This is a genomic window from Bacillus infantis (assembly GCF_050107595.1).
In the GTDB taxonomy this organism is placed as follows: Bacteria; Bacillota; Bacilli; order Bacillales; family Cytobacillaceae; genus Bacillus_AB; species Bacillus_AB infantis_C.
Map to the genome: position 1 here is coordinate 1 of NZ_JBNILH010000015.1, position 13,371 is coordinate 13,371.

Consider the following 13,371-nt stretch of genomic DNA (forward strand, 5'->3'; position numbering starts at 1 on the left):
TGTGTCCAGAAATATCCTTTCAAGTATATATACTCCAGATATAAAGGCATTTACCGTTTGGTAAACAACTATGAAATTCTAAGAAAACATGAGTAAATCGGCGTTTTAGCTTCTTTTATTGAGGGAGGTTAGTGCTATAAAAATAAAGGGTCTACCAAGTAAGATTTTCTTAATAATTGAAAAGGGGGGGAATTTTGTTTGTTTGAAAAGGAATTTAAAAAATTTAAAAGGGATAACTTTGAATCTTACTACTTTACACGCTTGATGCGGTCTCCAAATTTAGAATTCTTTTTCATTTTAGGAATAAATGATGCTAATAATTTTGATGAATACTGGGATGGACGGTCAGTTGAAGTGTTGGGATACCTTGTTATTTATACAGATGTGCAAAGGAAAGAATTAGTAAATTATATATATCTAATTGAAGATGAAATAAAAAATATCAAGATATCATTAAACACACAAAAATGTTTGCTAATGGTATTTGTGCATATGCAGAACTTATTGATATGAATTTTATTATCCAGAAAACTGATGTATATCAAAAAGTCATTGCGTCTAATGTGATAGTTGGTTTTATTAAAAAAGTAGTCACTCAAGATATTCCCGAGTACGTTTTTGGTGAATAAATGCCCCTCATATAACTACCGGGAGCTTATGTTCCAGTACAGCTGCCAAACCAGGTAGCTATTCTTATGTGACTAACGGGGCAGGTTTATTAAATACGACATGCTAAAATTGATGTAACAAAGGCAGGTGGGTACTTTGATTGCATTTAAAGAATTTGCATCGAGTTTTTTATTTATAGTGAGTTGCCTAATATGCGCAATAAGTGCATATTTACTTTATTGGGTAATTATTATGCCTTTACTTGCAACTATTCCTTTTCTTCTTTTTCTGGTTACTGGTTTAATATGCTTCTACAGTTCAAGAAAACTTGTTGCCAAAAAAGAATAATACTCTAATGAACGGGTGTTTGTTTTACAGGGGTTACAGTCATTGTAGAGGAAATCGAATTTATCATTTCGGTGCTCATAGAAATAACCTAAATAGGGCTGTAACATTGGTAGCTTTACATCTTTCACTTAATGAGAGTAAATTCTATAACTAACAGTATTAATTAAGCCCAAAATAGCTAGGGTATCTTAATTATCCTGGTTACCATTTTGGGCTTTTTTATGTTTACTATAAACTGATTTAATTTATACCTAGAATCGCTGAAGAAAGATCTCATTGTTTAGGCAAGTGTCTGGTCAAATGTGGTGACTTTTAGATGACAAGAGAAAAATTTGAGTCAAGGCCATTTTCCTGTCAGTACTCTTAATCCAGATAATCTTTAGGTGTTTCTTTATGGTGATTATTTTTGACCTCAGTAAATATGTTATCTGACTTCCTTATTTGAGATCTTGATGTTCCATTCTGAAGTTGAGATTGATTTGATTCAATTAGCAATTTGAGCATCTGAATATCCTCTTTAGTAGCGTAGTGTTTTTCAGACTTTAACATATATCCTAACTGACCATTCGATTCTATTGTAGCCCATTGCAGGTCAGAAAAATGCTGAATGTTTTGCTGTCTCATTCTGACTTCAAGCATATCAACTGTTAACCGCAGTTTTTTCAGATTGTCTTCATTGATTTGGCCGTTTTCTACTACTATAAGTGATTTCCCATATATAAACGTTTCAAGAGCATTGTATTTCAAAACAATGTACTCAATAAAAAGAAGTGTAATCACCATTAGAAAAGTAATCACCATTGTAATCCAGATGTTCCTGTCGCCAACAGGTTGTATAATCAATGATCCAACCGCTATCATCATGACAGTCTGAGCAACTGTGAGCTGTGAAATTGATTTTCTTCCAGCTAAACGTAGGATCAGGACTCCCCCAATAACGACAACAATGGCTTTCCAAATGAAGTTAAAATCCACAAGCTTCCTCCTTTCCAGACAATCAGTTTTACTAAGGACTCTTTTTCTGCTTCTCTACATTTTCAATGGTCTCTCCGAGGGGAATATTAAATAATCTGCTCTTAGGTTCATATATTTTCTGAGAAGGCCAGAGCCCATGATGTCCTGAGAATAGATAGCTTACTAAACAAGCTACAAAAAAGTACTCTAATCCTTTTCCACCGAACATTTCCATTGCCAACAGAAAAGCTGCTATAGGGGTATTAGTACCTCCAGAAAAGGTAGCAATTAATCCTAGTGCAGCAAGAAATGACATAGGAAGATCGATGAACGAGTGTAAGGTATTACCTAATGTTGCCCCGATGAAAAATAGAGGGATGGCCTCCCCGCCAACAAATCCACTTCCAAGTGTTACCGCTGTAAATATCAGTTTGGCTAGAAAGGCAAAGGGAGGTACTTCTTCTTTAAAAGCTTGTTCTAACATTTCTAATCCCCGACCATTATATTCTTGGGAGCCAATTATTAATGTTAATGCTACAATGATCATGCCTCCAAAGAAGGCCCTTTTCATATGGTTTTTCTTAAAAAGCTTCTCGGAGTAATTTTGTATCCCGTGCCTCAACTGACAGTATAAAACACTTATTAGGCTAAAAATAATAGATAAAAGTATAACTTTTAGAAATAAAAGAATAGAAACTTCCGGTATGTCCTTTACAATAAATTCTTCGTGTTTATGTCCCCAAACGGATGCAGTTGTATAGTGACCAACAAAGCTAGCCAAAAGACAAGGAACAAGTGCTTCTAATTTCAGCTTTCCTAAGGCAGCCATTTCCATTCCAAAAACAGCACCAGTAATAGGTGCTCCAAAAGCAGCCCCAAAACCAGCACTGATGCCACTCATAATTAGAATGCTTTTGTCGAGTATGTTTATCTTAAATAATTTATTGAGTGCTTCTGCTACACTAGCCCCCATTTGGACGGCAGCGCCTTCTCTGCCTGTAGAACCGCCAAAAAGGACTGTGATAAAAGTACCGAAATAAACGATTAACCCCATTCTTCGCGGAACCTCTTTTTTTCCATGAACAGATTCTATCACAAGATTATTTGCTTTAGCGGTGTCATTCAAAGTATTATTCAAAAACACCTTTCCAAATTTCGTATATATGTACCCTATGATAACTCCTCCAAGAGGAAGAAAGAAAATAAGCCAATCCCTTTTTACACGTATATTATCTCCTAAAAAATCGTTTGTCTCTAAAAGGGAATGTGTTGTCGAACCGACAACTATACCAATTATGCAGCCAATCAATATCCATTGACCAAGAATTGAAAAGAAGTTTTTACATGTTGTCATGTCTTAACAAATCACCACTTTCTTATTATCAATGATGTTAGTCTTACCTATTGTTTAGAATTAATGAAGTGATATTATGAAAAAAATAGCATCTAATCATAAATTTAACTTAATAATGATGGTTTACATTTTATTTAACAACCCTCATTTAGGGTTATCACGAAGAGCCTTCCTATGTAGTTTAGATTTAACAAAAGGCCTCTCCTTATGGTTATGAGAAGCTAGAACTAAAATTAATAATTCAAATAAATCGACGGCGGGAAGGGCAGGCGTTCAGGGGCCGCGCATTTCATTGGTGAGGATGACCGTGAGGTTTTCTTCGTTATGTGTCTGAATACGAAAAATCAGGTAGTTGCCGTCCATAGCTGCCATGTTGGAGGATTGAACGCAAGCCTAGTTATACCACGGGAAGTAATCAAGAGTGCCATCTTAAATAACAGCGCATCAATCATCGTGTCGTATCAGCACCTAGCCAGGATATTTCTCCCTTGATGTTAATTGGTAAAGGTCCTCCAGCTATAAAGGCATTTACCGTTTGGTAAACAACTATGAAATTCTAAGAAAACATGAGTAAATCGACGTTTTAGTTTCTTTTATTGAGGGAGGTTAATTGAAGATTCAGTTTCGGGATAATAGGTGTAAGTCCCACTTTTGAATAAATTTGTTTAATATTGTTAATTTCGAGATAATGCTAAAGGTAACTTTCTTTGGCAGGAAGTACAATAAAGGGGGAGGAACGTTGATCCAGGAAATCGCCCCAGAACGGTAAGAGTATCCGCCGCAGGCAGAAGGTGCTTGGAGATTGAAGTGAGAAGCAATGGCTACAGCATTAGACGAAGAATAAAACTAACAGCTTTTAAAAATATATATGGAGGGACTAATATGAATGAATATGGCACTCTGTATGAAACAAGTGGCCGCTATGCTTTAAGATTTGAACGTTATTTCCCTTATCGCCGCGAGGAGGTTTTCGGTGTCATCACGAAGCCCAGCGACTTCTCTCAATGGTACCCTTTCGCGACAGGAGTGATGGACCTGAGAACAGGTGGGAAGATTGCCTTTGATGACGGTGAAGGATCAACATATGAAGCAGTCATAACTGAATTTAAAGTACCCTATATCTTCGAATTCCGTGAAGTGGATGATTTGCTGCAAATTTCACTGCTAGAAGAAGGTGAAGGATGTAAAATGATCTTCAGCCATGTTTTTGATGATAAGGAAATGGCAATGTATGTGGCTGCAGGATGGCACAGATGTCTGGATGTCCTTGGCCAGATTGTCCACGGAAAACCAGTTGAATGGAAAGACAATGCAGTTGAGTTAAGAGAATATTATAAAGAAGCCTTTGCTTCCCATTAATTAGCAATTAAAACCGAAACGCTTGGATTTTAAATATCCAAGCGTTTCGGTTTCCTATTTAATCTTAAACAGCTTAGATCTATAACTTCGTGACGTCCTTTCTTTTATCCAATTGGTCCTCTCCCCAATAGCAAATGGCATCTAATACAGGAATCAGTGATAAACCCTTTTCAGATAAACTATATTCTACTTTTGGAGGCACTTGAGGATATTCTTTTCGATGAATTAGTTGATCGCCCTCAAGTTCCTTTAGTGTATTGGTTAATGTTTTAAAAGAAATATTGCCAAGCATCCGTTTCAATTGGTTATAGCGAATCGGGTTATTGTTTAAATATAAAGCATATAAAACGGTCATTTTGTATTTTCCACCAATTAAAGACAAAGTATATCCAAAACCAGTATCCTTCAAATCGCCATTAAATACACAAGATTCTTCTCCCATCAGCACTCTCCTTTAGGTTAGTATCGCACTTAAATTACCGTACTTGTAGAGTGTTATAGCATACAATAAAATGAATGTACACCAAAATAAACCAAATAAGGGAGATGTGAACAGTAATGAAAACAATTGTCTATGCACATCCATGGGAAGGAAGCTATAATCATGCAATCTTAACTTCTATCACGAAACACTTAGAAGCTAAGAAAGATACATTTCAAGTGATCGATCTTTATAAAGATGGGTTTAATCCCGTATTTACTGCTGAAGAATTGGCGCAATTTAGTAAAGGAGAAACACCCTACGAATTAGTTAAGGAATATCAAAAAAAATTGAGCCAGGCAACTGAGTTGATTTTTATATTTCCTGTCTGGTGGTGGGACTTACCTGCTATTTTAAAAGGATTTATTGATAAAGTGATGTTGAGTGGCTTCGCTTTCCGGGAGGATAAAACAACGGGTACTCTGAAAGGGTTATTGACAAATATAGAAAAAACATCTGTGATTTCCACTTCTACAACGGATAAAGATTATATTGAATCTGAAGGAGGAAATGCTATTCAGGGAGTCTTTATTAACCGAACTTTAGCTGACCTGGGAATTAAAAAGGAATACACTAAATGGATTCATTTTTCTGGAGTTAATTTAACAACAGATGAGAAGAGGAAACAGTTTTTAAGAGAAATAACCCAAGAAATTTGAAGTAGAGCGAACTGAAAAGAGGAAGTTCTCTATTGAATGGAAAAGATCCTATGTACCCTTTGTTGATGAGAAACTGACTACGAAGAATTCCCCGATTCAAAATCTGGAGACTATGCAACATTGATACTATAGAGGATTAATGGTCAGGAACAATGATGGCGCTGCATTTACCAAGCATTTTCTAATTTGCCAAGAGTTTGCGCATAACTTGATATAAGTAATCTTGATCGTTCATCAAGAGCGTATCATATAAGATCAGCTGCCTTTACCAGGCAGCTTTTCATTTTCCATAACATGGTCAGGTTAGTGTTAGAGAAAAGGCGATATAGAAAACAATGAAACTTTTTGTTTTATATAGGCGTATTAGTGTGTAAGTAAAGAGGTGAACGTATCATAGGCATTATTGAAAGAAATTGAGAACTAAGGGGGAAAATATGTCACCATTTTTGTTAGGATTAATACTAGGTGCCTTTTTAGTTATAGGGATACAGCAAATTATTTACATTTTAATATGGGTATATACAGGGGAAAATATGGGGATGTTGCGAAACATTAGAACCGCTATAAAGAATCTAAAGCATAAGCAAAGAGAGAAAAGTGGAGAAAATTTTTAAGAAATCGTTGAAGGACAAACAAAGTCGGGAACTGCGTTGGATTTTTTTAATCAACCACTGTGTAAAAAATGTTCAATTGAGACTCAATACAAAATTAAGTATTAAGGTTTTTTTATGAGAGAAATTCTTTCACAATTGTTTACCTTAACAAAAATAACTTTTTGATGCTTATGTTCCAGATCAGCTGCCAAATGAGGCAGCTTTTCTTGTTTTTATAAAAGAGACAGGTAATCGAATAAACCAATTCAAATATTTGGAATAAAATGTTATAATTTATCCTGAAATAAAAGTATAAGGGAGTCGGCAAATGGTGGATAAATTTGTTTCTGGATTTGAAATAGGGTTAAAATTTATTTGGTCGATAATTTCCGCTGAGCCAATGCTAACTTTTACTCTTATATCTTTTTTTATAGGCTCCTTACTCTGGGCTTCAGTCATGCATTTCATTAGGCAACAGAAGATTAGAAAATCGGGCATAATGGAAATTGATAAAATGAAAGGCAGGGAATTTGAGGCCTATTTACAAGTCTTGTTTAAAAGTCTTGGGTATACAGTTCGTATGACTCCAACAACTGGTGACTACGGGGCTGATTTAATATTAACCGTTTCTGATAAAAAAATAGCAGTCCAGGCCAAGAGGTATAATAAAAAAGTTGGCATAAAGGCTGTTCAAGAAGTTGTTTCAGCCAAGAATCACTATAACGCAAATGAATGTTGGGTTATTACAAACAACTACTTTACTGATCCAGCTGTAAGACTTGCATCTTCTAATCATGTAGTTTTGAAGAACAGGGATCATTTAATGAAATTGATGTTAGATATGAATAAGGGTGCCTAACTTGTATACATAAAATTACTGCTGTAAAAGCAGTTTTTTTCTTATTTCAATTATTCTTGAGTGGGTAACAGGTTCGTTTTGGTCTGTGTTGAATTCCTTCTTGCATAAACCGGGCAGTTTATTTAATCAAGAAATAGATTTAAGATATTGAATTAAAAGTCTCATAAACGGGGTGCTTTTTTATGAAGATTATTTGCCGAAAATGTAATGCGGAAATTTCTAAACAAGTTAGTGAATTGGCTGACATATCTTTACTTAATGCAAAAGATGGTGAAGCCTATATACCTGAAGGCTTTTTTATTATCGATAATAGGAAAGAAGTTATAACAAAAGGCTCCATTATAATAAACCTGAAGGACTTAATTAATTCAAACTATCATTCTGATAAGAGCAGATTAAACGGTTGTTGTGGCCATGATGGCTTAGATGGTATAAACAGAGTTTGCTTAAATAACCATGAAATCGGAACGGAAAGTTCAGATTGCTGGATGCCTCATTTTATTGCATTAGAACCTAATCTTGTTGAATTCGTTAAATGATTGGAAAAGGTCTTAGAGTACTATAGGGTGCTTAAAGGAAAGCACACGCCGCTAAACCAGGCGGCTTTTCTTATTCCATAAAAGAGGCAGGCTTTTTCAATAAGGAGTATCGCAGTCTTATCTGGTTACAAAAAAACTTAGGGAGTTTAGTGATGGAAAAGTGGGATTTATATGATAAGCATCGCAATAAAATTGAGAAAAGAATAACCCGTGGAGATGACATGTCATCAGGCGAGTTTCATTTAGTGGTGCACGTATGTATATTTAATTCAAAAGGAGAGATGCTCATTCAGCAGCGTCAGCCCTTTAAACACGGATGGCCGAATCTTTGGGATGTCACTTGTGGCGGCAGTGCGGTTGCAGGCGATACAAGTCAGCAGGCGGCTTCAAGAGAGTTATTCGAGGAGCTTGGCATTCATTATAACTTTGAAAAGATGCGTCCGCAATTTACTATTAACTTTGAACGCGGCTTTGATGATATTTATTTAATTGAATATGACTGTAATTTGAATGAATTGAAGTTACAGACTGAAGAGGTACAAGCAGCAAAATGGGCTTCTAAAGAGGAAATCTTAAAGCTGATCGAGCAAAAAAAGTTTATACCTTATTATGAGAGTTTCCTTGCGTTTCTTTTTGAGGCTCGACATCATTATGGCTCTATTCGTCTTTAAGGTGTGGAATTTTGCATTATAACTCATATAAGGAATTAAGTTTAGAAGACGTAAAATTGTGAGGTTTGTACTTAAAGGAATGGGTGCCTATGTTTCAGAACAGCTGCCAAGTTGGCGGCTTTTCTTATATAGCAGAGGGGAAGGATAGTTGAAGAACCAAAAAGAATATATTATTAAGTTTAAGCAAAGGAGGGTTTGCAAGTGAAATGGCCCCAATGGCTGCAAGGCGGTCCTTTTCTTGAAGTTAGTTTTTTGCTGGAAATAAATCGAGGCAAAAAGCAGCAAATACAAGAAATAATCAATAAGCTGCCTGAAATTACTTATAAAGTTGAAATTGTGGACAATAACATTAATGAACATATAGACTGCTTTGATAAAGGGTATCCCTATGAAGAAGAAAATCTGAAGTGTATAATGACACACTCATTAAGATTAAGATTATATATTTACATAGCAAGAAAACGAAAGGCGACTTTACAAATAGAAATGGTCTCTTCAAATGCACTAATGGCTAATTTCTGGTTTTATGGAGATGAATGTGATGAACCGGCTTGGGATCAAATTGGTGTGAAAGAAGAGGAATTTGAAGTATTTACAGGTTTTCTTAAAGAATTGTATTCCGTATATGAGTATAAAATTGGCGGAATTGCAATTGAACAAGATGTTCTAGAACTATTTGGATACGATGAAACATATCCTAACGAATGTTATCGTTATGAAAACTTGTCTCCTGACCTTTTTCTTAAAGAACCATCTAATTTCGTAAATATTATTTGGAATGAAAAATACAAAAAGCTAATCCATATCCCTTACAAGTACAAAAAGCTTCCAAAGGAAGGGGTCCTTATTGAGACAGGTAGCTTCAGGGACTATACTTAGTGTTCTATATGGCGTTTATGTTAAGGCTTCCGCCGAAACTGGACGGCTTTTCTTTTACCATAAAAGGGGCAGGTTACTTTAAAAATTCCTGTTAGTACTGTGTTACAATTATTGTAAGATTATAGAAATATAGACAAGGTAAAACATTTTAAATCCTTTTTATAAAATTCGGTAATAACATTACTTCTCGTGTTTATATTTTAACTTAACGGATAGGTGCATTTTTCCAAGTAAAGCTGCCGACGGACGTTATTTTGAAGCGCCGGTTTAATAAAATGAAACTGATCTTCTAACTGTTCGTATAAGTAGATAATACCGGTACGGAACCTAGTCAAATATGAGATGAGGTAAGTATAATAATTGGATACCTTAATAGGGGTCGTCATAGTATTAGCATTAATCGGGTTACCTTTACTCGTGTCGACTTGGGCATTAATAAAATTAGTTGACTTAATAAAGAAACGATAGCAAAAGAGAATCAAGGGCAGCTGCCACATTGGACAGCTGCCCTTTTGAACTAAGGTTGACTTATATCCAAATCATCTGCTACCCAGCCAGGCAGCTTTTCTTAATGACAAACGGGGCAGCTCTTTTTTCTTACTGCGTTCAGAAATATCCTTTCAAGTATTTATCCTCCAGATATAAGGTATTTACCGTTGGGTAAACAACTATGAAATTCTAAGGAAATATGAGTAAATTGGCGTTTTAGCTTCTTTTATTGAGGGAGGTTTGTTGAATATATGAAGGGTTAGGAAGGAGTAGTTGCAATGAATAAGGTACTTTTTTTCTTTAGTAATTTAATAGTTGTTATTGGAATCTGTGTATTATTTACTACAAGTATTTTGAATAAAGTACTTCCAATGTTGGGATACGCTGCTTATCAAGCAGCAGCGGCGGGAGGTTATTCTCCAAGTGACTATGTTATGAACTTTATTGTAATAAACCTATTCGCCATTTTATTGATATTAATAGGTGTGATAACTGGTTATAAGATTTATAAAAAAGGTATTTGAAAATTTATTTATCTTTGTCCGACAAACGGGGCAGGTTAATTTAATACACACTATAAAGTGAGCCTTTGGCTTACTAATTATTATCAAGGGTTTGATAAAATTTAGTAGGTATGTGGAGAGGAAATCGTTTATGAGTACGAGAAAAAAAATCATTTGTTCGCTGCTAGTGACGATAGGTCTTATCTTTAGTTATTTGGCACTGCAAAGTAATTTGATGGACACAAAAATAGGTTACTCTTTTGTTGCTCTCATTGGATTTGTAGAGGCTTATATCGTTGCCAAAAGAAAGGAATAAACGAGCTTAGCTTGATACTTCTACTGTCCAGTTAAAGGTTGCTTATAATTCCAGATCAGTTACCAAATGATACAGCTTTTCAATTTTTATAAAAGGGGCAGGTGCTATAAAAATAAAGGGTCTACCAAGTAAGATTTTCTTAATAATTGAAAAGGGGGGAATTTTGTTTGTTTGAAAAGGAATTTAAAAAATTTAAAAGGGATAACTTTGAATCTTACTACTTTACACGCTTGATGCGGTCTCCAAATTTAGAATTCTTTTTCATTTTAGGAATAAATGATGCTAATAATTTTGATGAATACTGGGATGGACGGTCAGTTGAAGTGTTGGGATACCTTGTTATTTATACAGATGTGCAAAGGAAAGAATTAGTAAATTATATATATCTAATTGAAGATGAAAATAAAAAATATCAAGATATCATTAAACACACAAAAATGTTTGCTAATGGTATTTGTGCATATGCAGAACTTATTGATATGAATTTTATTATTCAGAAAACTGATGTATATCAAAAAGGCATTGCGTCTAATGAGATAGTTGATTTTATTAAAAAAGTAGTCACTCAAGATATTCCTGAGTACGTTTTTGAAGAATAAATATTTAATTTCTTTATCGAACTAAAGGGTGCTCATGTTCCGGTTCAACAGCCAAACCAAGCAGCTTTTCTTAAATGACTAACGGGGCAGGTCTATGGAAGAAGGATTTAACTCTTTAATCTCGAAATCTAATAAGAAATCTTATATTAAGGAGCTATTTCAATGGGTTACATTATGGATTTAAGGAAGATTGTCGGCAGCCGCCCTCTTATCATGGCAGGAGCGAGTGTTATTATTTTGGACCAGAACAATAAACTGTTATTGCAATTAAGAAAAGATAATAACTGCTGGGGCTTGACTGGGGGATCCCTGGAACCAGGAGAGTCGTTAGAAGAAGCAGCAAAGAGAGAAATGTACGAAGAAACAGGGTTGGCAGCGAAAAATTTAAAATTGTTTAATGTTTTTTCTGGAGAAGAATTTTATTACAAATTACCACACGGTGATGAGGTATACAATGTGACCGCCACCTATATTTGCAATGATTTTGATGGAGAACTGAGGATGGATCATGAAGAAGTCGTAAATTTAGCCTTCTTTGATCTTGATCAAATCCCTTCGAATATTAGTCCTCCTGACCGGCCGGTGATAAGGGAATTTATTAATGCCTTATTGTTGGGATAACGGGGATTATGTATAGGATAGCTGCCAAATTGGGCGGCTTTTCTTGCGTGACAAACGGGGCAGGAGTAATTAGCAGTTTAAATTTATTGTAGAGGGGGGTTAATATGATAAAAACAATACGGAGCAGTTTAATTGGAGTCTTCCATTACAATGAAGAACTTAATAATTATGAACACGAAGAGGGAAAAATCCATTGGACATTAGACTGTAATAATATTGAAGAAATACTCAAAATTGCTGAACAGGTCTATATAAATTTAGGAGAATTGGATAGAAACGCTAAAAAAGCCATTGCGACTGAATTAATACAATACAAAAATGAATTTTGGCCCGAATATGACGAAAATGATGAAAGTTTAGTTTGGGATGCCGTTGATGCAGGTGAATTTGATACAAAAATTGAAGAGTTTGAAGAAGTAATTACACTTTCCCATATTAACATTAAAATAAGTGTAATTTACTGTGAATATAATGATGGTGGTTTATTTGGAGGGCATAGAATACATGCCTATTTTGACAATGACTTTAAGTTAGTTAAGGCAAATATTTAGTTTATAGAGATCGAGTATGTTTTTGACTAACGAGGCAGGTAAATTTAATAAACACTATAAAATAGACTCGGCTTTATTAATTGATAAGGGTATTTCAATGGCTGATGAAAATACTAAACAAATGTTGTCTCATATGGATGGGAATTTAAAGAAAAAGATGGTGCCGGCCTGTTCTTTGAAAAAGAAGGAAAGAGGTTAATTGCCACCACTCAGATGTGGACTGGAGATTATGTTCTCGTAAAAATTCCGAGTGATTTTAAATGACCTTGAGAGGTACTTTTTCAGAGCAGTTGCAATTAAGTCTTATTCCATAAAGGTAAGGTTAGTTGCATAATAGATGCAAGGAATAATATGAATGGATGTAGAACTACATATTTAAAAAAGAAATATTTAGCTAGCCTTAAGGAGGAATAGCAGATGGATTTGAAATATCCAATTGGCAACTTTCAATTTGATGGTGAGATTACTAACAGTGTTATAAGGGACTGGATCGATGAGATTGAACATTTACCAAGATTGCTGCGAGATGCTGTGAAGGACTTAGATGATGAACAGCTTGATACACCTTATCGTACAGGCGGGTGGACTGTTCGGCAAGTGATACATCACCTTGCAGATAGTCATATGAATGCCTACGTTCGCTTTAAATTGGCTCTTACAGAAACAAAACCTGTCATTAAACCATATGATGAAACGAAGTGGGCGGACCTATCTGATTACAAACTGCCAATCGATATTTCACTATCTTTGCTCGAAGCACTGCATAAACGTTGGACAGACCTTTTGCGGAGCCTAATTCCAGCTGATATGGAAAAGACGTTTATCCACCCATACTCTGGTGAAGTTACAGTAAGTAAAAATATAGGAATCTACGCTTGGCACGGGCGCCACCATCTGGCACATATTACTTCTTTGTGTAATCGTAAGGGCTGGTAATGAACTATGTTAGCTATACCTTTTATAGTAATGACTGCGTTGATCCAGTAA

General features: G+C 35.2%; 16 protein-coding genes and 1 pseudogene. 14 read left to right on the forward strand and 3 right to left on the reverse strand.

The window, feature by feature from the left end:
• Window positions 1–198: 198 nt before the first annotated feature.
• Window positions 199–513 (forward strand): hypothetical protein, encoded by a 315-nt coding sequence (locus tag ACQCVH_RS23105; protein ID WP_426837936.1) that lies wholly within the window; start codon window positions 199–201, stop codon window positions 511–513.
• An 807-nt stretch (window positions 514–1,320) separates the two neighbouring features.
• Here the strand turns inward: ACQCVH_RS23105 and ACQCVH_RS23110 are convergent.
• Window positions 1,321–1,932 (reverse strand): DUF421 domain-containing protein, encoded by a 612-nt coding sequence (locus ACQCVH_RS23110; RefSeq protein ID WP_426837937.1) that lies wholly within the window; start codon window positions 1,930–1,932, stop codon window positions 1,321–1,323.
• A 31-nt stretch (window positions 1,933–1,963) separates the two neighbouring features.
• Window positions 1,964–3,265 carry a voltage-gated chloride channel family protein gene (locus ACQCVH_RS23115; RefSeq protein ID WP_426837938.1) on the reverse strand — a complete coding sequence of 434 codons (1,302 nt, stop codon included), beginning with the start codon at window positions 3,263–3,265 and terminating at the stop codon, window positions 1,964–1,966.
• Between the two features lie 279 nt (window positions 3,266–3,544).
• Here ACQCVH_RS23115 and ACQCVH_RS23120 point away from each other — a divergent pair.
• Both ACQCVH_RS23120 and ACQCVH_RS23125 read left to right on the forward strand, forming a co-directional pair.
• A pseudogene (locus ACQCVH_RS23120) lies at window positions 3,545–3,733 on the forward strand (JAB domain-containing protein); the annotation flags it as partial.
• A 414-nt stretch (window positions 3,734–4,147) separates the two neighbouring features.
• Window positions 4,148–4,624 carry an SRPBCC domain-containing protein gene (locus ACQCVH_RS23125; RefSeq protein ID WP_426837939.1) on the forward strand — a complete coding sequence of 159 codons (477 nt, stop codon included), beginning with the start codon at window positions 4,148–4,150 and terminating at the stop codon, window positions 4,622–4,624.
• A gap of 79 nt (window positions 4,625–4,703) precedes the next feature.
• Here ACQCVH_RS23125 and ACQCVH_RS23130 read toward each other — a convergent pair whose 3' ends face one another.
• The gene (locus tag ACQCVH_RS23130) at window positions 4,704–5,066 is read right to left on the reverse strand and encodes a winged helix-turn-helix transcriptional regulator (RefSeq protein ID WP_426837940.1); all 363 of its coding nucleotides are present in this window, start codon (window positions 5,064–5,066) and stop codon (window positions 4,704–4,706) included.
• A gap of 116 nt (window positions 5,067–5,182) precedes the next feature.
• Between ACQCVH_RS23130 and ACQCVH_RS23135 the strand changes: the two genes are divergently transcribed.
• The 11 genes from ACQCVH_RS23135 to ACQCVH_RS23185 all read left to right on the forward strand — a co-directional run bounded on the left by ACQCVH_RS23135 (window position 5,183) and on the right by ACQCVH_RS23185 (window position 13,320).
• Window positions 5,183–5,764: an NAD(P)H-dependent oxidoreductase gene (locus tag ACQCVH_RS23135; RefSeq protein WP_426837941.1), complete on the forward strand. Its 582-nt coding sequence runs from the start codon at window positions 5,183–5,185 to the stop codon at window positions 5,762–5,764.
• A gap of 921 nt (window positions 5,765–6,685) precedes the next feature.
• The gene (locus ACQCVH_RS23140) at window positions 6,686–7,216 is read left to right on the forward strand and encodes a restriction endonuclease (protein ID WP_426837942.1); all 531 of its coding nucleotides are present in this window, start codon (window positions 6,686–6,688) and stop codon (window positions 7,214–7,216) included.
• Between the two features lie 182 nt (window positions 7,217–7,398).
• Window positions 7,399–7,755, forward strand: a complete 357-nt coding sequence (locus ACQCVH_RS23145; RefSeq protein ID WP_426837943.1) for a hypothetical protein — start codon at window positions 7,399–7,401, stop codon at window positions 7,753–7,755.
• Window positions 7,756–7,907: 152 nt separating this feature from the next.
• Entirely contained in the window at window positions 7,908–8,426 is a 519-nt protein-coding gene (locus ACQCVH_RS23150; protein ID WP_426837944.1) for an NUDIX hydrolase, read from the forward strand.
• 201 nt (window positions 8,427–8,627) lie between these two features.
• Entirely contained in the window at window positions 8,628–9,305 is a 678-nt protein-coding gene (locus ACQCVH_RS23155) for a hypothetical protein (protein WP_426837946.1), read from the forward strand.
• Between the two features lie 767 nt (window positions 9,306–10,072).
• A complete protein-coding gene (locus tag ACQCVH_RS23160; RefSeq protein WP_426837947.1) occupies window positions 10,073–10,318 on the forward strand; it encodes a hypothetical protein in 246 nt (81 codons plus the stop codon).
• Between the two features lie 462 nt (window positions 10,319–10,780).
• Window positions 10,781–11,212 (forward strand): hypothetical protein, encoded by a 432-nt coding sequence (locus ACQCVH_RS23165; protein WP_426837948.1) that lies wholly within the window; start codon window positions 10,781–10,783, stop codon window positions 11,210–11,212.
• A gap of 162 nt (window positions 11,213–11,374) precedes the next feature.
• Window positions 11,375–11,833: an NUDIX hydrolase gene (locus tag ACQCVH_RS23170; RefSeq protein WP_426837949.1), complete on the forward strand. Its 459-nt coding sequence runs from the start codon at window positions 11,375–11,377 to the stop codon at window positions 11,831–11,833.
• 104 nt (window positions 11,834–11,937) lie between these two features.
• Window positions 11,938–12,384 (forward strand): DUF2262 domain-containing protein, encoded by a 447-nt coding sequence (locus ACQCVH_RS23175; protein ID WP_426837951.1) that lies wholly within the window; start codon window positions 11,938–11,940, stop codon window positions 12,382–12,384.
• Between the two features lie 16 nt (window positions 12,385–12,400).
• Window positions 12,401–12,583 carry a hypothetical protein gene (locus ACQCVH_RS23180; protein ID WP_426837952.1) on the forward strand — a complete coding sequence of 61 codons (183 nt, stop codon included), beginning with the start codon at window positions 12,401–12,403 and terminating at the stop codon, window positions 12,581–12,583.
• A 218-nt stretch (window positions 12,584–12,801) separates the two neighbouring features.
• Complete coding sequence (locus ACQCVH_RS23185) at window positions 12,802–13,320, forward strand: YfiT family bacillithiol transferase (protein WP_426837953.1); 519 nt, start codon at window positions 12,802–12,804, stop codon at window positions 13,318–13,320.
• The last annotated feature ends 51 nt before the right edge of the window (window positions 13,321–13,371 follow it).